At 75.6% G+C, this 22,895-nt stretch carries 16 protein-coding genes and 1 pseudogene; 5 read left to right on the forward strand and 12 right to left on the reverse strand.

Annotated features, from left to right (window positions below):
- Positions 1 to 93: 93 nt before the first annotated feature.
- The 7 genes and pseudogenes from mnhG to D7193_RS04350 form a co-directional block, all read right to left on the reverse strand.
- A complete protein-coding gene (gene mnhG, locus D7193_RS04320) occupies positions 94 to 426 on the reverse strand; it encodes a monovalent cation/H(+) antiporter subunit G (RefSeq protein ID WP_174242544.1) in 333 nt (110 codons plus the stop codon).
- Positions 426 to 689 (reverse strand): MrpF/PhaF family protein, encoded by a 264-nt coding sequence (locus D7193_RS04325; RefSeq protein WP_120778033.1) that lies wholly within the window; start codon positions 687 to 689, stop codon positions 426 to 428. Before D7193_RS04325 ends, mnhG begins: the two co-directional genes overlap by 1 nt.
- Positions 686 to 1,375 carry a Na+/H+ antiporter subunit E gene (locus D7193_RS04330; protein WP_120778034.1) on the reverse strand — a complete coding sequence of 230 codons (690 nt, stop codon included), beginning with the start codon at positions 1,373 to 1,375 and terminating at the stop codon, positions 686 to 688. The genes D7193_RS04325 and D7193_RS04330 overlap by 4 nt, the downstream gene beginning before the upstream one ends.
- Positions 1,372 to 2,877, reverse strand: a complete 1,506-nt coding sequence (locus tag D7193_RS04335; RefSeq protein ID WP_120779255.1) for a Na+/H+ antiporter subunit D — start codon at positions 2,875 to 2,877, stop codon at positions 1,372 to 1,374. Before D7193_RS04335 ends, D7193_RS04330 begins: the two co-directional genes overlap by 4 nt.
- Positions 2,878 to 2,905: 28 nt before the next feature.
- Positions 2,906 to 3,388, reverse strand: a complete 483-nt coding sequence (locus D7193_RS04340) for a Na(+)/H(+) antiporter subunit C (RefSeq protein ID WP_120778035.1) — start codon at positions 3,386 to 3,388, stop codon at positions 2,906 to 2,908.
- 46 nt (positions 3,389 to 3,434) lie between these two features.
- Positions 3,435 to 6,269, reverse strand: a complete 2,835-nt coding sequence (locus D7193_RS04345) for a Na+/H+ antiporter subunit A (protein WP_120779256.1) — start codon at positions 6,267 to 6,269, stop codon at positions 3,435 to 3,437.
- A 474-nt stretch (positions 6,270 to 6,743) separates the two neighbouring features.
- A pseudogene (locus D7193_RS04350) lies at positions 6,744 to 7,067 on the reverse strand (hypothetical protein); the annotation flags it as partial.
- A gap of 179 nt (positions 7,068 to 7,246) precedes the next feature.
- On the opposite strand from D7193_RS04350, the gene D7193_RS04355 reads away from it, so the two are divergent.
- Positions 7,247 to 11,932, forward strand: a complete 4,686-nt coding sequence (locus tag D7193_RS04355; RefSeq protein ID WP_377456402.1) for an ATP-dependent helicase — start codon at positions 7,247 to 7,249, stop codon at positions 11,930 to 11,932.
- A gap of 113 nt (positions 11,933 to 12,045) precedes the next feature.
- Here the strand turns inward: D7193_RS04355 and D7193_RS04360 are convergent, their stop codons facing one another.
- On the reverse strand, positions 12,046 to 12,654 hold the full coding sequence (locus tag D7193_RS04360; protein ID WP_147434327.1) for a hypothetical protein: 609 nt from the start codon (positions 12,652 to 12,654) through the stop codon (positions 12,046 to 12,048).
- Between the two features lie 152 nt (positions 12,655 to 12,806).
- Here D7193_RS04360 and D7193_RS04365 point away from each other — a divergent pair, with 152 nt between their 5' ends.
- On the forward strand, positions 12,807 to 13,376 hold the full coding sequence (locus tag D7193_RS04365) for a GNAT family N-acetyltransferase (protein WP_120778037.1): 570 nt from the start codon (positions 12,807 to 12,809) through the stop codon (positions 13,374 to 13,376).
- Between the two features lie 10 nt (positions 13,377 to 13,386).
- A complete protein-coding gene (locus D7193_RS04370; RefSeq protein ID WP_120778038.1) occupies positions 13,387 to 14,184 on the forward strand; it encodes an SAM hydrolase/SAM-dependent halogenase family protein in 798 nt (265 codons plus the stop codon).
- Between the two features lie 93 nt (positions 14,185 to 14,277).
- Here D7193_RS04370 and D7193_RS04375 read toward each other — a convergent pair whose 3' ends face one another.
- Complete coding sequence (locus D7193_RS04375; RefSeq protein ID WP_120778039.1) at positions 14,278 to 15,546, reverse strand: hypothetical protein; 1,269 nt, start codon at positions 15,544 to 15,546, stop codon at positions 14,278 to 14,280.
- Between the two features lie 110 nt (positions 15,547 to 15,656).
- On the opposite strand from D7193_RS04375, the gene D7193_RS04380 reads away from it, so the two are divergent.
- Positions 15,657 to 16,517, forward strand: coding sequence for a DNA-formamidopyrimidine glycosylase family protein (locus D7193_RS04380; RefSeq protein WP_120778040.1), 861 nt, complete (start codon positions 15,657 to 15,659; stop codon positions 16,515 to 16,517).
- Positions 16,518 to 16,764: 247 nt separating this feature from the next.
- The gene (locus tag D7193_RS04385) at positions 16,765 to 20,439 is read left to right on the forward strand and encodes a hypothetical protein (RefSeq protein ID WP_120778041.1); all 3,675 of its coding nucleotides are present in this window, start codon (positions 16,765 to 16,767) and stop codon (positions 20,437 to 20,439) included.
- Between the two features lie 42 nt (positions 20,440 to 20,481).
- Here D7193_RS04385 and pspM read toward each other — a convergent pair whose 3' ends face one another.
- The 3 genes from pspM to D7193_RS04400 form a co-directional block, all read right to left on the reverse strand.
- Positions 20,482 to 21,270 (reverse strand): phage shock envelope stress response protein PspM, encoded by a 789-nt coding sequence (gene pspM / locus D7193_RS04390; protein WP_120778042.1) that lies wholly within the window; start codon positions 21,268 to 21,270, stop codon positions 20,482 to 20,484.
- Positions 21,271 to 21,293: 23 nt separating this feature from the next.
- The gene (locus tag D7193_RS04395; RefSeq protein WP_120778043.1) at positions 21,294 to 22,175 is read right to left on the reverse strand and encodes a PspA/IM30 family protein; all 882 of its coding nucleotides are present in this window, start codon (positions 22,173 to 22,175) and stop codon (positions 21,294 to 21,296) included.
- Positions 22,176 to 22,371: 196 nt separating this feature from the next.
- Positions 22,372 to 22,827, reverse strand: a complete 456-nt coding sequence (locus tag D7193_RS04400) for a helix-turn-helix domain-containing protein (protein ID WP_120778044.1) — start codon at positions 22,825 to 22,827, stop codon at positions 22,372 to 22,374.
- Between the last annotated feature and the right edge of the window lie 68 nt (positions 22,828 to 22,895).

Consider the following 22,895-nt stretch of genomic DNA (forward strand, 5'->3'; position numbering starts at 1 on the left):
CCTGTACGCCCGCTGAAGGTGGGCCGAAGCCCCCGGGTTGTCCGGTTCACCCAGCCGTGGCCGCGCTGGCCCGGCTCGACGCGGGACGGTGCGTCAGCGGTCGGCAAGTTCGTCGGCGTCGAGCAGGCTGCGGTCCACCCGTCCGGACCGGTACGCGGCGCGCGCGATCATCTGGGCCGCCACCGGGGCGGTGGCCAGCTGGAACACCGCGACCAGCGCCACCATGCCGAGGTCGCGGGGCGTACGCAGCCGCAGTGCCAGCCCGGCCAGCAGGAGCAGCACGCCGAGCACCTGCGGCTTCGTGGCCGCGTGCATGCGGTCGAGCACGTCCGGGAAGCGCAGCACGCCGATCCCGGCGGCCAGGGCGAGCAGCGCGCCGCCCACCAGGCAGGCGGCGCCGAGCCAGTCGGCGGCGGTGGCCAGCATCAGGCCCCGTCCCGTACGGCGAACCGCACCAGCGAGACCGAACCGACGAAGCCCAGCAGCGAGAGCACCACCAGCACCGGCAGGGTGCTGGCGTGCCGGTTGACGGCCGCCTCGGCGCCCACGGCAGCCACCATCGTGGCGAGCAGCATGTCGGCGGCCACGACCCGGTCCAGCAGTGACGGGCCGCGGTAGAGCCGGACCAGCACGAGCAGGGTGGTCACCGAGAAGAGCACGGTGAGGACGGCGGCGAGGAACGTGGTCACGGTCGGTTCTCCTTGTCGGTGGGATCGACGGGATCGGGGCCGGCGGGACCGCCGGGATCGGCGGGATCGGTGGAGCCCCCGGGGTCGGCGGGCCCGCCCGGGGCGCGGTCGGCGGACGGCTCGTACACCCGGCGCAGCTCCGCGGACGAGCCGATGGCCCGGACGAGCCGCCGCTCGACCGTGAGGACCCGCCTCCGGTTGGCGACCAGGTCCTGCGGCCCGCGTACGTCCATCACGTGCAGGTAGAGGGTCCCGGTGGCCCGGTCCGCCTCGATGACCAGCGTGCCGGGCACCAGCGACACCAGTTCGGCGGTGAGCGCCAGGTTCAGGTCGGTGGGGACGCGCAGCGGTACCGCGATGACGGCGCTGCGCGGGACGTAGCCCGGCTGCACGGCGATCCGGGCGATGTGCGCGCTCGCGACGACCAGTTCGACGACGAAGCGGCCGGCGAGCACCAGGAGCGCCGCGGGGCGCAGCCGGCCGGCGAAGGTGACCGACGGCAGGGGGAAGAAGACCAGCACCGCGGCTCCCATCAGCAGCCCGGCCAGCAGGTTGCCCCAGGTGAACTCGCCCCAGAGCAGGTTCCAGATCAGCACCAGCCAGCCCAGTGCGACGGCCTGGTCGCGCCAGCGCCGGACCCCGAGGCGTACGCGCCCGGCCCGCGCCTCGCCCGGACCCGCGGTCACGGCGTGCCGCCCGGGAAGACGGCCCGGACGTACGGGGTGCGGTCGCGCAGGTCCGCCGCGGCGTCGGCGGTCACGTCGAACAGCGGGCCGGCCGCCACGGTCAACGCGAGGCCGAGCGCCACCAGGGCGACCGTGGCGCCCACCATCAACGTGGGCAGCCGGACGGTGGGCTCGGCGGTGGCCAGCCGGGGTGCCCGCCAGAAGGCGATGTTCCACACCCGGGAGGCGACGTAGAGCGTGAGCAGGCTGGTCGCCGTGCCGGCCGCGACCAGCGCGGCGGGGAGCGCGCCGCCGGCCGCCACGCCGGCCTGGAGCAGGCCGAGTTTGCCCAGGAAGCCGGAGAGCGGCGGGACGCCGGCCAGGTTCATGGCCGGGACGAAGAAGAGCACACCGAGCAGCGGCGCCACCCGGGCCAGCCCGCCGAGCCGGCGCAGGTCGGTGCTGCCGGCGCGCACCTCGACCAGGCCCGCGACCAGGAAGAGCGTGGTCTGGATGGTGATGTGGTGCACCACGTAGAAGATCGCGCCGGAGAGCCCCGCCAGGGTGCTGAGCCCCACCCCGAAGATCATGTAACCGATGTGGCTGACCAGGGTGAAGGAGAAGAGTCGCTTCATGTCCGACTGGGCCACCGCGCCCAGGATGCCGATCAGCATGGTCAGCCCCGCCACCACCAGGAGCAGCGTTCCGACCTGCCCGCCGGGGAAGAGCAGCGTCTCGGTCCGGATGATCGCGTAGACGCCGACCTTCGTGAGCAGGCCCGCGAAGACCGCCGTGACCGGGGCCGGCGCCGTCGGGTAGCTGTCCGGCAGCCACGCCGAGAGCGGGAAGACCGCCGCCTTGACACCGAAGGCGAGCAGCAGCATCAGCTGCAACGCCAGTCGTACGCCGCCGGGCAGGGCGTCCAGGCGCTCGGCGAGCTGGGCCATGTTGAGCGTCCCGGTGGCCGCGTACACGAGCCCCACCGAGGCCAGGAACACCATCGAGGAGAGGATGCTGACCACCACGTACGTCGAGCCGGTCCGGATCCGCGTCTCGGTACCGCCGAGCGTGATGAGCACGAAGCTCGCGGCCAGCAGGATCTCGAAGCCGACGAAGAGGTTGAACAGGTCCCCGGCGAGGAACGCGTTGGTGACGCCGGCGGTCAGCACCAGGTACGTGGGGTGGTAGATGGTGATCGGGGCGTTCTCGCCGATGTCCGCCTGGCCCTGGCCGATCGAGTAGAGCAGCACGCAGAGGGTCACCGCCGCGGAGACGACCAGCATCAGCGCGGCGAGCTGGTCGGCGACCAGCACGATGCCCACCGGAGGCGGCCAGCCCCCGATCGCCAGCACCACGGGTCCGTGCCGGTATGCCTGCACGAGCAGCACGGCCGCCACCGCCAGCGTGGTGGCGAGCCCGCCCACGCTGATGGCCCGTTGCAGCCTCGGCCACCGGCCCAGCACCAGGGTGAGCGCGGCGCCGAGCAGCGGCACCACCACCGGCAGCGGCAGCAGCCGGTTCACGGTGTCACCCGACCGTACGCGTACGCCGTCACCCGGCACCGTCCCCGCGCCGCAACCGCCGCCGCGCCGGCTCCGGGTCGACCTGCTCGGGGTCGCCGTTCGCCCCCTCGCCGCCGCGGTCGCTGGTCGCCACCTCGTCGCGCTCGGCCCGGCGGACGATCTGCCGGTCCTCCAGGTCGTCCGGCACCTCGTCGTCGCCGGTGAGGTACCAGCTGCGGTAGCCCACCGCGAGAAGGAACGCGGTCAGCCCGAAGGTGATCACGATCGAGGTGAGGACCATGGCCTGTGGCACGGCGTCGCTCATCCGGTCGGTCGGGCTGAGGCCGACCACCGGGGGAGCGCCGGGCCGGCCGCCCAGCAGGATGAGCAGGTTGACGCCGTTGCCGAGCAGGATGATGCCGAGCAGGATCCGGGTCAGGCTCCGCTCCAGCAGCAGCGTCACGCCGCAGCCCACGAGCACGCCGACCGCGAGGACCAGCACCAGACTCGGACCCGTACCGTTCGCGCTCACGGTGCGTCACCCCCGCCCGCACGGCCCACCGGCACTCCGCTCGCGGTCATCGGACCTCGCCCCGCTCGACGGCCGGTCCCCCGGCGCCCGGCGCGGCCGCCTCGATGTGCCGGTCGACCTCGGCGCCCAGGCTTCGCAGGATGTCGAGCATGAGCCCGACCACCACGAGGTACACGCCGACGTCGAAGAAGAGGGACGTGACGACGTAGAAGTCGCCGATCGCCGGCAGGTACAGGCTGATCTTGGCGCTCTGCAGCGCGGATCCGCCGGCCAGCAGCGCGACCGCCCCGGTGCCGACCGAGACGGCCAGCCCGGCGCCCAGCACCGTGCCGGCCCCGACGGGCGCCGACTCCGCCAGCTCCCACCGGCCGCCGGCCAGGTAACGGACGACCAGCGCGAGGCTCGCCACCAGGCCGCCGGAGAAGCCGCCGCCCGGGGCGTTGTGGCCGGAGAACAGCAGGAACAGGGAGAAGAGCACGACGGTGTGGAAGATAAGCCGGGTGATCACCTCCAGCACGATCGAGCGCCGCCGCTCGTGCAGCCGGGCGCCGCCGCGCAGCCACACCGGCCGGTCGGGCCGCTGGGCACGGGTGCCGCGCTCCTGTCGCCGAGGCCGGGGCCCGGTGCGGGAGCGCTGGAAGATGAGGCTGGCCACGCCGGTGGCCGCCACCACGAGCACGGCCATCTCGCCCATCGTGTCCCAGGCGCGGATGTCCACCAGGGTCACGTTGACCACGTTGCGTCCGTGCCCCTCGCTCACCGCAAGGGCCGGGAACGCGTCCGAGATGGTCGGCGCGCGGCGGGCACCGGCGGCCACCAGCGCGAGACCGGCGGCCACCACCCCGACCGCCACGCCGATCCCCCGGCGCAGCCACCGGCTGCGCCGAAACGGCCGGGCCGAGAACCGTTCCGGCAGGCGGCGCAGCACCAGGACGAAGATCGCGATGGTCGCGGTCTCGACGAGAAACTGGGTCAGCGCCAGGTCCGGCGCGCCGTGGAGCACGAACATCATGGCGGAGCCGTAGCCGGTGACGCCGACCAGCAGCATGGCGGTCAACCGCCGCCTGGTGCCCACCGCGAGCACCGCCGCCACGGCGAGCACCACGGCCACGACCAGCTGCAACGGGTTGTCCCACGCGACGGGCCGGTCCTGCCAGGGGCGCGCCGCGAGCATCGCGCCGCCGGGCAGCAGGACGAGCACGACGAGGATCGTCCCGAGGTACTGCGGGAGGGAGCCCCGCTGCGTGGCGCCGGTGACCTCGACGGCGAACCGGTCGAAGCGGTGGATGACCCACTCGTACCCCGCGTTGCCGCCGACCGGTGCACGCAGCCGCGCCAGCGCCGGGGCGAGCGGGCCGCGGAGCGCGAAGAGCACCCCGCCGCCAACCAGGACGAGGGCGGAGAGGCCGAGCGCCGGGGTCGGTCCGGGCCACAGCGCCAGGTGCGCGTGGACCGTGCCGAACAGTTCGGCGTACGGGCGGAGCACGACGTCCAGCCCTCCGGCGAGCGGGCCGCCGGCCAGCCCGGCCGCGGCCAGCAGCGCCGGCGGAGCCAGCAGCGGCGCGGCGACGTGGCCGAGGCGGGCGGGCGCCACGTCCGGCCGGTCGGCGAAGGCCCCCCACAGGAACCGCGCGCTGTAGGCCACCGTGAGGACAGTGCCGGCGACCAGCCCGGCGAGGACGACCGGCCGGTCGAGGTACGCCGCGAACACCGCCTCCTTCGCCACGAAGCCCACCAGCGGCGGCACGCCGGCCATGGAGGCGGCCGCCAGCACCGCCACGACGACCAGCGGGGTGGCGCCGTGCCGTAGCCCGGACAGTTCGCGCAGGTCGCGGGTGCCGGCGCCGTGGTCGATCACACCGACGACCAGGAACAGCGCCGCCTTGAACAGGGCGTGCGCGAGCAACATCGCCACGCCGGCGAGCGCGGCGTCCGGGGTGCCCGTCCCGGTCAGCACCACGAGCAGGCCGAGCTGGCTCACCGTCCCGTACGCCAGCAGCAGCTTCAGGTCGGTCTGCCGCAGCGCGGCCCACCCTCCGACGATCATCGTGGCCAGGCCCGCGACCAGCACCACGGGCCGCCACGGCCCGACCGTGGCGAGCGCCGGCGCGAGGAGGCCGATCAGGTAGACGCCGGCCTTCACCATGGCCGCCGCGTGCAGGTACGCGCTGACCGGCGTGGGGGCCGCCATGGCCACCGGCAGCCAGGAGCTGAATGGCAGCACGGCCGACTTGGACAGCGCCCCGATCAGGATGAGCAGCACCGCGGCCACCAGGTGGCCACCGCCGTCCAGCGGGCGGGCCGCGATCTCCGACCACCGGTACGTGCCGGCGTGCTCGCCGAGCAGGATGAAGCCGACCAGCATGGCGAGCCCGCCCATGGTGGTGACGGTCAACGCCTGGGCCGCCGCCCACCGGCTGGACCGCCGCTCGGTGCTGTGGCCGATCAGCAGGTACGAGAAGACCGTGGTCAGCTCCCAGCCGACGTAGAGCAGCAGCAGGTCGTCGGCGAGGACGACGCAGAGCATCGCCCCGGCGAACGCGACCAGCACGGTGGCGAAGCGGGCCAGCCCGATCGAGCCCGGGCTGAAGTAGCGGGCGCAGTAGACCAGCACGAGGGCGCCGACGGCGCCGACCAGCAGGGTCATGAGCCAGGACAGCGTGCCGAGCCGGAACACGAGGTCGAGGCCGAGCTGCCCGATCCACGGGTACGTCTCGACGACCGCGCCACCGTGACGGACCGTGGCGGTGTGCGCCAACGCCCAGCCGAAGGCGGCGGTCGGGGCGAGAGCGAGGGCGAAACAGGCTCGCGGACCCCACCACCGGACGAACAGTGGCGCGAGGAGTGCCGCCACGAGGTGGAGGATCAGCAGTACGAGCACCCGCACTCCCGGTCTCGGTGGCAGCGGTGGGCGCTTCCGGCGGGTCGGCGCCTAGGTGCGATCAGACGCCAGTTCCGGGCTCCGCGGGCGTATTTCCCCGAAATCCCCCACACTGTCCGCTCCGCCAGCTCCGCACACACGCCGCACGCCACCCCGCCCGCCAGACCCGGGGCCCCGCCCGGCCCGAGGCCCCGCCCGACGCCGCCCGAGCCCTCCACGGGCGCCGGGCGCCGCCCGAAGCCCCCACCGGCGCCGATCATGCAGTTGTGGTGGCGGATAAAAGCCATGAACGAGGTCAGGCCGGGCACCACAACTGCATGATCGACCGGAGAGGTCGGCGCGCCGCCCGCGTCAGCGGGGGGCGGGACCGGGGTCGGCGGTGAGCAGGTCCGCTTTGAGCAGGTCGGTGGCGGCGCGGTCCGGGCGCGTGGACGGCGGCATCGGCCTCGTCGACACCGGCGGCGTCGACGCCGTGTCGGCCAGCAGGTCGGCGCGGCCCAGCTGGCGGGCGACGCGCTGCACCACGCGTTCGGCGGCGGCCAGCGAGCGCACCGACAGCAGCCGCCCGCGGCTCTCCCGCCGGAGCACGAAATAGTGCACCGCGGCGCGGACCTGCCCACGGTCGGCGGCGCTCGCGTGCGCGGTGGAGATCACGAGTTCGCGGAGGCAGCGGGCGAGCCGCTCGGCGAGTTCGAGGTCCGGGCCCTGGAGACCGACGCGGACCGCGGCGAGATGACTGTCGACCTTGCGGATCAGCACGTCGGTGCCGGGCTCGACGCTCCGCTGCTCGACGGCCATCCGATCCCCTCCACCCGATCCTTGTCGCGAGTGAAGTTACTTTATGTTGTGCGTCACAAGCAAGCAGTTAAGTGAGACTTAATGCCTCAAGCGTCGCATTGCGCATGTGAACGGCGCAGCCGGACATAATCGGCCGCCGCGCGGTGGGGGTTGTCGCACCGGCGCGGCAGGATGGACGGGTGGCGGATGTGACGGCCGGCCCCGAGGGCGGCAACGGGGGTGGCAGCGAGGTGCTGGCCGGGTTCGGCCCGGCCACCCGGGAGTGGTTCAACGCCGCCTTCGCCGCGCCCACGGCCGCTCAGGCCGGCGCCTGGGCCGCGGTGTCGGCCGGCCGGAACGCGCTCGTGGTGGCGCCCACGGGCTCCGGAAAGACGCTCGCCGCCTTCCTCTGGTCACTGGACCGGCTGGCCCGCGAGCCCGCCCCCGCCGACGCCCGGCAGCGGTGCCGGGTGCTCTACGTGAGCCCGCTCAAGGCGCTCGCCGTCGACGTCGAACGCAACCTGCGCGCCCCGCTCACCGGCATCCGGCAGGCCGCCACCCGGCTCGGCGTCGCGCCGCCCGAGATCACCGTGGGAATGCGCACCGGCGACACGCCGGCCGACGAGCGGCGGGCCTTCGCCCGCACCCCGCCGGACATCCTCATCACCACGCCCGAGTCGCTTTTCCTGCTGCTCACCTCCGCCGCGCGCGACTCGCTGCGCGGGGTCGAGACGGTCATCGTCGACGAGGTGCACGCGGTGGCCGGCAGCAAGCGCGGCGCGCACCTGGCCCTCTCCCTGGAGCGCCTGGACGAGCTGCTGCCCGCCCCGGCCCAGCGGATCGGCCTCTCCGCGACGGTCCGGCCGATCGACGGCTGCGCCCGGTTCCTCGGCGGCGCCCGGCCGGTCGACGTGGTCCAGCCGGCCACCCCGAAGACCATCGAGGTCGCCGTCCAGGTCCCGGTGGAGGACATGACGCGGCTCGACGAGCAGGAGGAGCCCGTCGAGGACGACCTGGGCGGCCCGGGGCCGCGCCGCGCCTCGATCTGGCCAGCCGTCGAGGAGCGCGTCCACGCCCTGATCCGAGCGCATCGCTCGACCATCGTCTTCACCAACTCCCGGCGCAGCGCCGAGCGGCTCTGCGCGCGGCTCAACGAACTGGCCGCCGAGGAGCTGGCCGACGGCACAGGCGCGGCCACGGACAACACAGGCTCGGCCACGGACGGCGGCGGCGCTCGGCGTACGGCCACGGGTGGTGGCGGGGGCGGCTTCGCCGGGCCGCTGGGCCCGCTGCGGGCGCCACGGCAGCCGGCCGAGGTGATGGCCCAGTCCGGGGCGGCCACCGGCGCGCCACCCGTGATCGCGCGGGCGCACCACGGCAGCGTCTCCCGCGAGGAGCGCAAGCACATCGAGGAGGCGCTCAAGTCGGGGCAGCTGCCCGCCGTCGTGGCCACGTCCAGCCTGGAGCTGGGCATCGACATGGGCGCGGTCGACCTGGTGGTGCAGATCGAGGCACCGCCCAGCGTGGCCGCCGGGCTGCAACGGGTCGGCCGGGCCGGGCACCAGGTGGGCGCGGTCTCCCGGGGTGTGGTCTTCCCGAAGCACCGGGGCGACCTGCTCTCCTGCGCGGTGGTCGCCGAGCGGATGACCGAGGGCGCCATCGAGGAGCTGCACGTCCCGCGTAACCCGCTCGACGTGCTGGCCCAGCAGATCGTCGCGATGGTGGCGCTGGAGCCCTGGCGGGTCGGCGACCTCGCGGCCGTGGTCCGCCGCGCGGCGCCCTTCGCCGAGCTGCCCGACTCCGCGCTGCACGCGGTGCTCGACATGCTCTCCGGCCGCTACCCGTCGACCGCGTTCGCCGAGCTGCGTCCCCGGCTGGTCTGGGACCGGGCCACCGACCTGCTCACCGGCCGGCCCGGCGCGCAGCGCCTCGCGGTGACCAGCGGCGGCACCATTCCCGACCGGGGCCTCTTCGGTGTCTTCCTGGCCGGCGCCGAGCGCGCCGCCCGGGTCGGCGAGCTGGACGAGGAGATGGTCTACGAGTCGCGGGTGGGCGACGTCTTCCTGCTCGGCTCCTCCTCCTGGCGGATCGAGGAGATCACGCCCGACCGGGTGCTCGTCTCGCCGGCGCCCGGGCAGGCGGCCCGGATGCCCTTCTGGAAGGGCGACACGCCGGGCCGGCCGGTCGAGCTGGGTCGGGCCATCGGGTCGCGGGTCCGCTCGCTGCTGCGGTTGGACGACGAGGCGGCCATCGCCGCGCTGCGCTCCGGCGGGCTGGACGACTGGGCGGCCGGCAACCTTATGGCGTACCTGCGCGAGCAGCGCACCGCCACCCGGTCCCTGCCGGACGACCGCACGATTGTGGTCGAGCGGTTCCGCGACGAGCTGGGTGACTGGCGGCTCGCGGTGCACAGCGTGCTCGGTGCCCGCGTGAACGCGCCGTGGGCACTGGCCATCGCGCGCCGGCTGGCCGAACGCTACGGCGTGGACGCGCAGGTGATGCCGTCGGACGACGGCATCGTCGTACGCCTTCCGGACACCGCCGACGAGCCGCCCGGCGCCGACGTGGTCGCGTTCGAACCCGACGAGATCGCCCAGCTCGTGGAGGAGTCGGTCGGCACGTCCGCGCTGTTCGCGGCCCGGTTCCGCGAGTGCGCGGCCCGTTCGCTGCTGCTGCCCCGCCGCGACCCGCGCCGCCGGCAGCCGCTCTGGCAGCAACGCCAGCGCGCCGCGCAGCTGCTCGACGTCGCCCGGGAGTACGCCGACTTCCCCGTCACCCTGGAGGCGGCCCGGGAGTGCCTGCAGGACGTCTTCGACCAGCCGGCGCTGGCCGAGCTGATGCGCGACCTGGCCGCCCGCCGGGTCCGTCTCGTCGAGGTGGAGACCACCCAGCCCTCCCCGTTCGCCCGGTCGCTGCTGTTCGGGTACGTGGGCGCGTTCCTCTACGAGGGCGACGCCCCGCTCGCCGAGCGGCGCGCGGCCGCCCTCGCGCTGGACTCGGCGCTCCTCGGCGAGCTGCTGGGCCGGGTCGACCTCCGGGAGCTGCTGGACCCGGCGGTGCTCACCGAGACCGAGCGGCAGTTGCGTTGGCTCACCGAGCAGCGCCGCCCGCGCGACGCCGAGGACGTGGTGGAGCTGCTCCGGGTGGTCGGTGACCTCACCGCGGCCGAGCTGGCCGAGCGCGGCGTGCCGGGCGACTGGCTCGTCGAGCTGGAGGCCGCTCGCCGGGTGCTGCGCGTACGCGTCGCCAGTGAGGAGCGCTGGGTGGTGATCGAGGACGCGGCCCGCCTGCGTGACGCGCTCGGCGTGGCCCTGCCCGTCGGGGTCGCCGAGGCGTACCTCGCGCCGGTCGCCGACCCGCTCGGCGATCTCGTCGCCCGGTACGCCCGCACCCACGGCCCCTTCGCGGCGGCGACCTGCGCGGCCCGCTTCGGCCTCGGCGTGTTCGTGGTGGAGCAGGCGCTGCGCCGCCTCGCCGCCGCCGGCCGGGTGGTGTCCGGCGAGTTCACCCCGGAGAGCGTGGGCACGCAGTGGTGCGACGCCGAGGTGCTGCGGCTGCTGCGCCGCCGCTCGCTGGCCGCGTTGCGGCGGGAGATCGAGCCGGTGCCGCCCCGGGCACTGGCCTCGTTCCTGCCGCGCTGGCAGCAGGTCGGCTCGTCCGCCCGCGGGGTGGAGGCGCTCGCCGCGGCCGTCGAGCAGTTGCAGGGCGTGGCGGTGCCGGCGTCGGCCCTCGAGCGGCTCGTGCTGCCCGGCCGGGTCGCCGACTACTCTCCCGCCCAGCTCGACGAGCTGTGCGCCAGCGGCGAGGTGGTCTGGGCGGGCTCCGGCGCGATCTCCGGCGGGGACGGCTGGGTCACCCTGGCGTACGCGGACACCGCGCCGCTGCTGCTCCCCCCACCCGACGAGGCGCTCACGCCGACGCCGCTGCACGAGGCGGTGCTCGACGCGCTCGCCGACGGGCAGGCGCTGTTCTTCCGTTCGCTCTCCGACCGGGTCGGCTCCACCGACGACGCGGCACTGGCCGCGGCCGTGTGGGACCTGGTCTGGGCCGGTCACCTCACCAACGACACGCTCGCCCCGCTGCGTACGGTGCTCGGCGCGGGCGGGGCGCACCGGTCCCGGCCGTCCGCCCCGCGGACGCGCTACCGCCGCCCCGGCCGGCTGGCGATGCCGACCCGCAGCGGCCCGCCGACCATGGCCGGGCGCTGGTCCCGCCTTCCCGACCGGGACACCGACCCGACGCGCCGGGCCGCCGCCCTGGCCGACGTGCTGCTCGAACGGCACGGGGTGGTCACCCGGGGCGCGGTCGTCGCGGAGCAGGTGACGGGCGGCTTCGCGGCCGTCTACCCGGTGCTCTCGGCCCTGGAGGAACGCGGGGCGGCCCGCCGCGGCTACTTCGTGGAGGGGTTGGGCGCCGCGCAGTTCGCGGTGCCCGGCGCGGTGGAGCGCATCCGGGCCCTCGCCGAGCCGGCCGACGGCCTCCGGGGGCGGGGCGGGCCGACGCTGGTGCTGGCCGCCACCGACCCGGCCAACCCGTACGGGGCGGCGCTGCCCTGGCCGGAGCGGGCGGTCGACTCCGGCGACGGGGACACCCCGGCGACCGGACACCGGGCCGGCCGCAAGGCGGGCGCCCTGGTCGTCCTGGTCGGCGGTGACCTGGTGCTCTACGTGGAGCGCGGTGGGCGCACCGTGCTCTCCTTCACCGACGACGCCGAGGCGCTCGCCGCGGCGGGCAAGGCCCTCGCCGACGCGGTCCACACCGGAGCGCTGGGCGCCATCTCGGTGGAACGTGCCGACGGCGAGGCCGTGCACGCCTCACCGCTGCGGGACGCGCTGACCGCCGCCGGGTTCCGCGCCACGCCACGCGGCCTACGCCTGCGCGGCTGACGCACCCCGACCGCGCCGCCGGCCGGCCCACGCCTGTCCGACCGAGGCACCACGCCACGCGGCCCACGCCTGTCAGGCCGACGCACCCCGACCGCTGCCGGCCCGGCCCGTCGTCACGACAGCCCGGCGAGGACCTGCTCGTAGCGGGCGCGGGCCGCCGCCGGCGTCCGTGCCTCCAGGTAGTTGAGCACCACGGCACCTCGGCGGTACGACTGCCCGCTCCAGGTCTGTGCGATGTCGCCCGCGCTCGTCTCGTCGGGGAACACGTAGACGGTGACCGCGTCGGTGGCGACGACCTCCGAGCAGCCCAGGCCGAGCCCGTCCGGCCCGCAGTCGACGGACCGGTCCCGCGCGTTGGGCACCGCGAGCCCGGCGGCGCGGAACGCGTCGACCACCTGCCGCGCGCCGGGAGCCCCGGCGGGGCGGAGCGGCAGCACCACCGGCGGCGGGCTGGCCGGACGCCGTTCGGTGGGTTCCTGGACGGCGGGGGCGTCACCGGCCGGTGACACGGCGGGTGGAGCACCGGAGGACGCCGGGGCGGAACGGCCGGGCGTCGGCGAGTCGGCGGCGGTCGGCGTGGCCACCGGCGACCCGGTCGCGGGCGGCGAGGTGGCGGGCAGGAGGTGCTCGCCCTCGTCGTTCCCGCACCCGCCGAGGGCGACGGCGGCGCCGAGCGCGACGGCGGCGAGGACCACGACGGCGGGGAGGCTCCGAGGTGTCACCAGGGCAGTCTGCCCAACGCCACGGGGTGGCGGCAGGGGCTGGCCGGCCAGGGCCGCTGTCCCATATCCGGCACCTCGAAACTCCCGCGTCGGGCCCGCCGTACGCCGGTACCATGCCCGCCGCGGCCGGTGGGCCGGCGAGGGAGGACGACATGGACGCGATCAGCGTACGGGCGGCACGGCCGGGCGACCGGGCGTCGGTCGACGCGCTGCACGAACGGGAGTGGGGCGGGCCGTACGTGGTCGCCCACGACACCCGCTACGACCTGCGTACGCTGCCGACGCTGGTGGCCGTGGACGGTGCCGGCGCCGTGGCCGGCGCGCTGGCCCACCACGTCGACGGCGGCGGGCTGGAGGTGGTAAGCCTCGTGGCGGCCGTACCCGGCGGTGGGGTGGGCGGGGCGCTGCTGGACGCCGCCGCGGCGCTCGCCCGGGACGCCGGCCTGCCCCGGCTCTGGCTGATCACGACGAACGACAATCTGCGGGCGCTCCGCTTCTACCAGCGGCGCGGCCTGCGGCTGGTCGCGGTGGACGCGGGCGCGGTGGACCGGGCGCGGCGGCTCAAGCCGGGCATCCCCCTCGTGGGCGAGGACGGCATCCCGCTGCACGACGAGTTGGTCCTGGAACTGCGCACCGCGCCCGGGCCGGCTCCCGTACCGCGATCCGGTGGCGAGGGCGCCGCCCACCCCGAACCGGCGCCGGGCTGCGGCACCGGCGGATAGCCTGCGAGGCATGCCGGGCAAACTCTGGATCTCGCTGACCACCGACTACGGCCTCTCCGACGGCTTCGTGGCCGCCTGCCACGGGGTGATCGCCCGCATCGCGCCGGGGGTCCGGGTGATCGACGTGACCCACCTGGTGCCGCCCGCCGACGTGCGCCACGGCGCGGCCGTGCTCGCCCAGACAGTGCCGTACCTGCCGTTCGGGGTGCACGTCGCGGTGGTCGACCCGGGCGTCGGCACCGCGCGCCGGGGCGTGGCCCTGGACACTCCCGGCGGGATCCTCGTCGGCCCGGACAACGGGTTGCTGTGCGACGCCGCGGACGCGCTGGGCGGGGTCCTGACCGCGGTCGAGCTGACCAACCCGGACTGGCTGGCGCCGCAGGTGTCCCGCACGTTCCACGGCCGCGACGTGTTCGCGCCGGTCGCCGCGCGGTTGGCGCTCGACACACCGCTCGCCGAGGCCGGTCCCGCGTTCGACCCGGCGCAGCTGGTACGGCTGCCCGCGCCCCTCGTGTCGGCAGACGGCGACGGGGTCACCGCCGAGGTGCTGACCGTCGACCACTTCGGCAACGTGCAGCTCGCCGCCACGGCCGACCTGCTGGAGCGGCTGCCGGCGACCGTCCGGCTGGCGGCGAACGGGGACGCCGGCCGGGAGGCCCGGCACGGGCTGACGTTCGGTGACGCCCCGACCGGCGGGCTCGTGGTGTACGCCGACTCGGCCGGCCGGATCGCGGTGGCGGTCAACGGCGGGCGGGCCGTGGACCTGCTCGCCGTGTCGCCGGGCGACCCGGTCCGGATCACCGGCTGAACGGAAACCGAGCGCCGACCGGGTCGGAACCGCTGGTCCCTCACGTCCGGCCGGGCGCGGTCCGGGACGCGTGCCCCGGACCGCGCCCGGACCTCAGCAGGCCGACACCGTGCCGCCGTAGACCGCGGAGATGTACGCGTGGCTGACGTACTGGCCGGTGGCCAGGCGGTTCCAGCGGTTGGTGGTGCGGAAGGGGCCGCTGACCGTCTGGCCGGTCACGTAGCACTGGATCGGCACGTTGGCGAAGCGGGCGGCGAGCCCGCGCGACGGGTACGTGGTGCTCGCGCCGGTGCGGATGTTCAGCGGCCCGTCGCCGACGACCCCGCGCGGTCCGGAGCCGGTCCACAGGTACGCCACGTCCACCCACGCGTTCGTGGTGAGCAGCAGCGCGTCCCAGAACGTGCCGTCGGCGAGGTCGATGCCGGCGGGGTTGAGGACGGTACGGCCGAACTGGTCCCGGCCGCCGTTGTAGCCGCTCTGGTAGGCGGCCTGCGCCTCGGGCCGCCCCTGCGGCAGGTCCTTCCAGTTCTCCCGGACGGGGCTCGGGTTCCAGTAGTCGTCGCGGGTGTTCCACGGCCCGACGTCCCACACCGGGGCGTACGTGCAGCGGCTGCCACTGGTGGTGCACACCCGGACCGTGTAGTCGCCGCTGTTCAACGGGGAGAGCCCGCGCCGCGACGGCAGCGCCGCGAAGTGGTCCCGTGGCTGGATGGTCCGCCCGTTGGCGGTCACCTCGCCGACCAGCCCGATCCGGGTGGCGAAGACCTGGTAGGTGAGGCCGGGAGTGGCGGCGGTGGTGACGGCCAGCGAGTCGGCGGTGAGCCGTACGCCGCGGACCGTGGCGACCGACCGCGCGTCCCGGGCGGTGAGGACCACGCGGGCCTGCACCCGGGTGACGGGCTGGTCGAAGACGGCGGTGGCCGGCCGCCACTCGCTCCAGCCGCTCGCCCGCCACGCCCGGACCTGGGTCTCCACCGTGGCGCCCGGCACGACCCGGGCGTCGATCTCGGCCCGGACCCGGGTGGCCGGGCGCGACAGGGTGCGCGGCGCAGTGATGAGCATGCCCTCGGCGAGGGCGGAGCGGGGGCCGCGCGACCGGGCGGCGCCCCAGCGGGCGTCACGCAGCCGGAGCCCGGTCCCGGTGGGCCGGACGTTGACGTCGTCGGCGTCGACGACGGACAGGTCGAGGCTCCACCGGTCCCCGGTGGCCGGAGCACCGGCGCGGGAACCGGTCGGTACGGCGGTGGTTGGGGTGGCCGCGGCGGCCGCGACGGGGCCGGTGGCGGGCAGGAGGGCGGCGGTGAGGGTAGCGGTCAACGCGAGGCGCAGGATGGGACGGACACGACGATGAACATGTTTCATGGGCAATCTCCTCAGAACTCCCTGATGGTGCCCATATCGGGAGATCAAGCGGAACCGGGCTACAAATAGCGACACACGCGAATCCGGCTCGACCGAGGGAGGATGGGAGGATGCCCGAAGGCGACACCGTCTGGAACACGGCCCGCGTCCTGCACCGTGCGCTGGCCGGCGCGACACTGACCGCGAGCGAGTTCCGAGTGCCGCAACTCGCCACGGCCGACCTCGCCGGCTGGACCGTGCGCGAGTCGGCCGCGCGCGGCAAGCACCTGCTGCTCCGGCTGGAGGCGCCCGCCGGCACCGCACCGGCCGGCGCCGGCGGCACCGCATCGGCCGTCGCTGGGGGCGGCGACGCGCCCGCCGGGCGGTGGACGCTCCACTCGCACCTGCGGATGGACGGCGCGTGGCGCGCGTACGCCCCGGGCGAACGCTGGGCCGCCCGGCCCGCGCACCTGATCCGGGCGGTGCTGCGCAGCTCGGGCGCGGTGGCCGTCGGCTACCACCTGCACGAGCTGGCCCTGGTGCCCACCGAGCAGGAGGAGACGCTGGTCGGCGGCCTCGGCCCCGACCTGCTGGGCGCGGACTGGGACCCGGCCGAGGCGGTGCGCCGCCTCGCCGCGCACCCGGACGAGACGATCGCCGAGGCGCTGCTGGACCAGCGCAACCTGGCCGGGATCGGCAACCTCTACAAGTGCGAGGTGCTCTTCCTGCGCGGCGTGTCGCCGTGGACGCCGGTCGGCGCGGTGCCCGACCTGCCCGGCCTGGTGGCGCTCGCGCAACGGCTGCTCGCCGCCAACCGCGGGCGCTGGACGCAGAGCAGCACGGGCTCGCTGCACCGCGGCCAGACCACCTACGTGTACGGCCGGCGCGCCCAGCCGTGCCGCCGCTGCGGTACGGCCGTCCGCAAGGAGGAGCTGGGCGAGCGGGTCACCTACTGGTGCCCGGTCTGCCAGCCGGAGCGACCCGCCGGCTGACCCTCGCGTCGTGGCCGCCCGGCGATAGTCGTGGCCGCCCGGCGACAGCGGAACCGGGCGGCGTCCGAGGCCGCCCGGCCGCGACGGTCGACCCACCGCCGCCCAGATACGGACGATTGGGTAATTCCTAACGCACCCCCCGGCGTCGCATGCTGCGGTTGGACGCTCACCGATCGTCAGCAGAGCCGGCCCGACCGGGTCGCCACGCCGGGGTGGCGGCGGTCGTGCCCCGACCCCGGGGAGAGCCATGGCGATGTTCCGCAGACTCCGGACCACCTGGACCGACCGCGTGGCGCGCGGCGGCAACGGCCGGGTCGCCGAGGCGGACCGGACGGCGGTCCCGACCGCCCGCACCGCCGAGGACGTGACCGCACCGGCGCCGGCCAGCCTCGATCCGGCCGCGGTCCCGCGATGTTTCGGCCCGGTGCCGAACTTCGCCCGCAGCCCGCTGCCGGTGTGCGACGCCGACGGGCGCGTGCAGCCCGGCACCGGCCTGCGCAAGTTCGTCGACCCGCTGCCCCGCCCCGGCCCACTGGGCCGCACCGAGCTGGGCGGGTACCTGCCGGTCGCCGTGCCGGACACCATCACCTACCCGGGCTGCGACTACTACGAGATCGGCCTGCAGCAGTACGCGCAACGGCTGCACCGGGACCTGCCGGCCACCCGGCTGCGGGGATACCGGCAGCTGAACCTCGGCACCGACCCGTCCGGGCACAACACCGTGGCGCCGCCCGGGCGGCCCTGGTACCTCGGCCCGCTGATCCGGGCCCGGCGCGGCCGTCCGGTGCGGGTCAAGTTCATCAACCAGCTCCCCACCGGCCGCGCCGGCGAACTCTTCCTGCCCGTCGACGAGACCGTCGAGGGCGCCGGCATCGGGCCCCTGGACGGGCCGGCGCCGTACCCGCAGAACCGGGCGGTGCTGCACCTCGCGGGCGCGCAGACCGGCTGGACCAGCGCCGGCAACCCCTGGCAGTGGATCACGCCGGCCGGCGAGATCACCCCGTACCCGACCGGGGTGGGCCTCACCCACGTCCCGGACATGCCGCCGCCCGGAGTGGGCGCCACCACGCTCTACTACCCGAACGAGCAGAGCGGCCGGCTCCTCTGGATCCACGACAACACCCTCGGCCTGTCCCGGCTGACCGTCTACTCCGGGCAGCTCGCGCTGTACCTGCTCACCGACCCGGTCGAGGAGCAGCTCGTGGCCGACGGGGTGCTGCCCGAGGAGGAGCTCCCGCTGGTCGTCGAGGACAAGACGTTCGTGCCCGACGACACCCAGCTCGCCGGGGAGGATCCGACGTGGGACCGGGACCGGTGGGGCGCCCGCGGCAGCCTCTGGCACCCGCACGTCTACCAGCCCCGGCAGAACCCGTACCGCGGCGGCGGGACCAACCCGACCGGGCGCTGGGACTACGGGCCCTGGTCGCGTACGGCCGACGGGGGGCCCGACCTCGACGGCCGTCCGGCCGGCAGCGGCCCGAACGCGGCGCTCCCCCATCCCGGCCCCGGCCCGGTGCCGAACCCGCACCACGACCCGCTGGCCGCCGCCGAGGAACCGCCGCTGACCCCGGGCGTGCCGCATCCGAGCGCGGTCCCCGAGGCGTTCGGCGACACCCCGCTGGTCAACGGGATCGCGTACCCGTACCTGGAGGTGCGGCCGCGCGCGTACCGGTTCCGGATCCTCAACGCCTGCCCGGACCGCAGCCTCAACCTCCAGCTCTACCGTGCCTGCTCGGACGAGCCGATGTGGGACGACGAGGGCAACCTGCTCGAAGCCGAAGCCGGGGAGGTGCCGATGGTGCCCGCGGCGCGGGCCCCCGGCCGGCCGGCGGACTGGCCGGCCGACGGGCGCGACGGCGGCGTGCCCGACCCGCGCGCCGCCGGGCCGGAGCTGATCCAGATCGGCAACGACGGCGGGCTGCTGCCCGCGCCCGTGCTGATCCGCAGCCGCCCGGTCGGCTACCGGTACGACCGCCGGGACCCGACCGTGCTCAACGTGGACGCGCACGCCCTGCTGCTCGCGCCCGGCGAGCGGGCCGACGTGGTGGTGGACTTCTCCTCGGTGCCGCCGGGAAGCACCCTGATCCTCTACAACGACTGCCCCGCACCGCTGCCCGGCTTCGACCCGCGCTACGACCACCACACCGACGCGCCGGACCGCACGGCCGAGGGCGGCGCACCCCGCACCCGACCCGGGTACGGCCCGAACACCCGTACGCTCCTGCAGTTCCGGGTCCGGGGCACGCCGGCCGCGCCGTACGACGTGGCCCGCCTCCGCGAACGGCTGCCCCTGGCGTACGCGGCCGGCCAGCGCCCGCCGATCGTCCCGCAGCCGGCGTACGACGCGGCGATCGGCACCCGCACGCCGGCCGAGACCGTGGTGCCGGTGCACGCCACGACCGTCACGTTCACACCGGCGGGTGGCGCCGTGCCGGTCACCGTGCCGATCGCCGTGAAGGCCGTCCAGCAGGTGTTCGAACCCGCGTACGGCCGGCTGGCCGGCCGGCTCGGCGTCGCGCACCCGCACGCCGGGCCGCTCGCCCCCGCCACCCTACCGCTCGGGCCCACCGACCCGGCGACCGAGATCCTGTTCGCGGCCGACCCCGCGGTGCCGATCGGTGCACCGGCCGACGGCACCCAGGTGTGGCGGATCGTGGGGAACAGCCGGCAGACGGAGGCCGTCCGCCTGGACGGGTGCGACCTCCAGGTGGTCAACCGGGTGGGCTGGGACGGCACCATCCGCCCGCCGGACGGCGGCGAACTGGGTTGGAAGGAGGTCGTCCGGGTCAATCCCCGCGAGGACGTGATCGTGGCGTTGCGCCCCGTCGCCCCGATCCTCCCGTTCAAGATCGGCGACAGTGTCCGCCTGCTCGACCCGACCCGCCCGGCCGGCACCCGCACCGGCTCGACCCCGATCAGCCCGGTGGACGGGCGGCCCGCGCTCGTGGTGAACCAGCTCGTGAACCTCGGCTGGGAGTACCGCTGGCACAGCCAGCTCGCCGGTCACCGCGACGTCGGGATGAGCCGGCCGCTGGTGCTGCGGGTCTCCCCCAAGGCGCCCACCGGGTTGACCGCCACCCCCGCGCCGGGATCGGCCACCGCCCTGCCGGCCATCACGCTCACCTGGACGGGCAACGGCGGCCGCCCGCCGGCCACCAGCCACCTGCTGCAACGCGCCACCGACGCCGCCTTCACGGCCGGCCTCACGGCCATCACGGTGGCGGCCACCGCGACCCGGTACACCGACGCCACGGTCACACCCGGCGTCACGTACCACTACCGCATCCGCGCCGAGAACGCGGTCAGCTGTTCGGCCTGGTCCAACAGCGTCCCGGCGTCGGTGCAGCTCAGCGCCCCGACCGGGCTGGCTGCCGCGATCCCGCCGGCGGCGCCGCTGCGCGTCGGGCTCCGCTGGTCGAACCGCTCGTTCGCGACCGGCATCGACGTGCAGCGGGCCACCAACCCCACGTTCACCAGCGGCCCGGGCACCACGGCGATCGGCGTCGGCGGCACCCACCTCGACCCGGCGGTCGCACCGGACACCACGTACTACTACCGGGTGCGCACCACCTACCTGGGCGCCGCCTCACCCTGGTCGACGGTCGCCACCGTGACCACCCCGCCCGCCCCGCTCACGCCGACGGGCGTGACCGTCACCGCCAGCGCCCCGGGCCCGGACACCGCGACGGTGATCCTGGGCTGGTCGGCCGGACCGGCGGCCGGGCCGGGCGCCGGGTTCATCGTCCAGCGCGCCGTCGACGCGGCGTTCAGCCGGGAGGTCGCCACGTTCACCGTCACGGGCCGGGGCTTCACCAACAGCGGGCTGGCGCGCGGCGTCACGTACCACTACCGGATCCGCGCGTTCAACGTCGTGGGCAGCTCCGGTTTCACGGCGCCGGTGGCGGTCACCACCCCGCCGTGAGACGCGCGCGGATGGCCGGGCCGCGCCTGGCCCGCCGCGGGGTCAGCGGGTCGGGGCGCGCAGCGGGTCGCCGACGCCGCGCAACTCGGCCAGCGCCGCGGCGACGCCGTGCAGCAGGTCGGTCGCCTCGGTCAGCCGGGACGCGGCCGGGTCGGCGCCGCCGCCGGGCCGCGCGTCCTCGGCGACGTACCCCGCCGCGGCCACCACCAGCCGCTCGTACGCGGCGACACCGCTCTCCAACTGCTCGGTGAGCACCCGGTGGGTGTCCGCCAGCGGCGCGCGGGCCTCCGCCGGGGCGAGCCGCATCGCGCGTTCCACGCTCGCCACCCGATGGGCGAGGTCCCGCAGCGACCGGTCCGCGTCCGTGGCCTCCTGCACGGCCGGTCCGGCCAGCCCGGTGAGCCGCTGCGTCATCCCGGCGAGGGTCAGCGAGGCCCGGTCCAGCCGGGCCCACGGCTCGGCCGCGCTGGTGCCGCGCAACGCCACCCGGGAGCGGACCCGGCGCACCTCGGCCAGCACACCCGGGCCGGCGGGCAGCCGTTCGACGGCGGCCACGAGCCGCGCCCGGGACCGCGCGGCGGCCTCGGCCGGGTCCGGCGCCGGTGGGGCGGGCCGCGCGGCCAGCGCCCGCAGGTCGACCCAGCGCCAGGCGGCGAGCGCCAGGGCGCTGCCCGCAGCGCCGGCCCAGGCCGCGTCGGGCAGACCGAGCCCGGCGTACGGGGTCAGGACGGCAGCCGCACCGCCGAGCCCACCGGCCAGCACACTCCACCGTCGGGCGGACCGGCGCAGCCGGGCCAGGCTCCGGAAGTACCGCGTACGCTCGTCTGCCACCCTGACCTCCTCGTGCCGGCCGCTCAACCGGCGGCGGTGGTGTCCCCGGTGCCCCGCTCACGGGCCATGGTCGCCCGGATCTGGTCGAGCCGGGCCGCGGCGGCCGGGTCGGCGGCCGCCGGTTTCGGCTGCTCGGCAGCCTGCCGCTGCTCCACGCCCTGCCGCTGCTGGGCGCCGAGCTGCTCGCCGGCCATGCTGGACCGGATCTGCTCCAGCCGGGCCGCGCCGGCCGAGTCGAGCGTCGCCTTCTGGATCTCCAGCATGCGTCCCTCGGTGGAGTTACCGGCCAGTTCGGCACGACCCATCGCGTTGGCGTAGCGGCGCTCGATCCGGTCGCGCACCTCGTCCAGCGAGGGGGTGGTGCCGGGGGCGGTCAGCTGCGACATCGACTCCAGCGAGCGGGCCACGCTCTCCTGCATCTTGGCCTGCTCCAGCTGGCTCAGCAGCCGGGTGCGCTCGGCGAGCCGCTGCTGGAGGATCATCGAGTTGTTCTCCACGGCCTTGCGGGCCTGCGCGGCGGCACCGAGCGCCTGGTCGTGCAGGGTCTTCAGGTCCTCGGCGCCCTGCTCGGCGGAGACCAGCTGGGTGGCCAGGGTCTGGGCGGTCTGCTCGTACCGGCCGGCCTCGGCCTCGTCACCCCGGGCCCGGGCCTGGTCGGCCAGGACCAGCGCCTGCCGGGCGTTGCCCTGGAGGCGCTCCACCTCCGACATCTGCCGGGACAGCTTCATCTCCAGCTGCCGCTGGTTGCCGATCACCGCGGCGGCCTGCTGCACGAGCTGCTGGTGCTGGCGCTGCGCCTCCTCGATGGCCTGCTGGATCTGGACCTTGGGATCGGCGCGCTCGTCGATCCGGGCGCCGAAGAGCGCCATCAGGTACTTCCACCCCTTGACGAACGGGTTCGCCATCTCCGCGGTATCCCCTCAGTCGCGTCGCTCCGCCTGCGCGTGCCGGACGGGTCGACGGGCCACCGGCGCGGCAGCCTCTCCATCGTCCCAGCCGGGCGCCAGACCGGCACCCTTACCGGATGAGTGGAGGGCCGACACCGTACGCGATCAAGCGTACGCGCGCCGGGCGAGGGAGGCCACGGAGCGGAAGCGGAGGTCAGGCCGCGCAGACCACGTCGCGGTCACGCTCGGCCGAGCGGACACGCGTGCTGCGCAGGGTGGCCTTGAGCGGCGAATCCTGGCGGACCGACACGGCGACCGTGCCGTCGGAGCTGACCTGGCGTACGGCCCGGTTGGTGGCCTTGGCGGCGGGCGCCGCGGGCACGGTGGCCGGCTCCGCCGGCTCGTCCTGCACCGGGACCAGCACGTTCGGCATCTGCTCGGCGAGCGCCACGGTGTCGCTCACCTCGCGCAGCAGCTCGGAGAGACGCGCGCCGAGCGCGTCGCAGATCGCGGCCAACAGCTCGCTGGAGGGCTCCTTCTGGCCGCGCTCGATCTCGGACAGGTAGCCGAGGCTCACGTTGGCCGCGGAGGAGACCTCGCGCAGGGTGCGGTGCTGCCCCTGCCGGCGCGCCCGTAGTGCGTCACCGATCACTCGGCGTAGCAGGACCATCGCACCTCCCCCTCAGGGCCGTACCTTCTCCGGCGGCCGTCCGGCCGGACGCGGTGGAACGCGCCCGC

Origin of the sequence: Micromonospora costi (assembly GCF_003626655.1) — a bacterium.
Lineage (GTDB): Bacteria > Actinomycetota > Actinomycetes > Mycobacteriales > Micromonosporaceae > Micromonospora > Micromonospora costi.

Excerpts from the sequence above, each read along its gene's own strand:
- mnhG (WP_174242544.1), bottom strand. The coding sequence starts at position 426 with ATGCTGGCCACCGCCGCCGACTGGCTCGGCGCCGCCTGCCTGGTGGGC.
- D7193_RS04365 (WP_120778037.1), top strand. The coding sequence starts at position 12,807 with ATGGACGCGATCAGCGTACGGGCGGCACGGCCGGGCGACCGGGCGTCG.
- D7193_RS04370 (WP_120778038.1), top strand. The coding sequence starts at position 13,387 with ATGCCGGGCAAACTCTGGATCTCGCTGACCACCGACTACGGCCTCTCC.
- D7193_RS04375 (WP_120778039.1), bottom strand. The coding sequence starts at position 15,546 with ATGAAACATGTTCATCGTCGTGTCCGTCCCATCCTGCGCCTCGCGTTG.
- D7193_RS04380 (WP_120778040.1), top strand. The coding sequence starts at position 15,657 with ATGCCCGAAGGCGACACCGTCTGGAACACGGCCCGCGTCCTGCACCGT.
- D7193_RS04385 (WP_120778041.1), top strand. The coding sequence starts at position 16,765 with ATGGCGATGTTCCGCAGACTCCGGACCACCTGGACCGACCGCGTGGCG.
- D7193_RS04395 (WP_120778043.1), bottom strand. The coding sequence starts at position 22,175 with ATGGCGAACCCGTTCGTCAAGGGGTGGAAGTACCTGATGGCGCTCTTC.
- D7193_RS04400 (WP_120778044.1), bottom strand. The coding sequence starts at position 22,827 with ATGGTCCTGCTACGCCGAGTGATCGGTGACGCACTACGGGCGCGCCGG.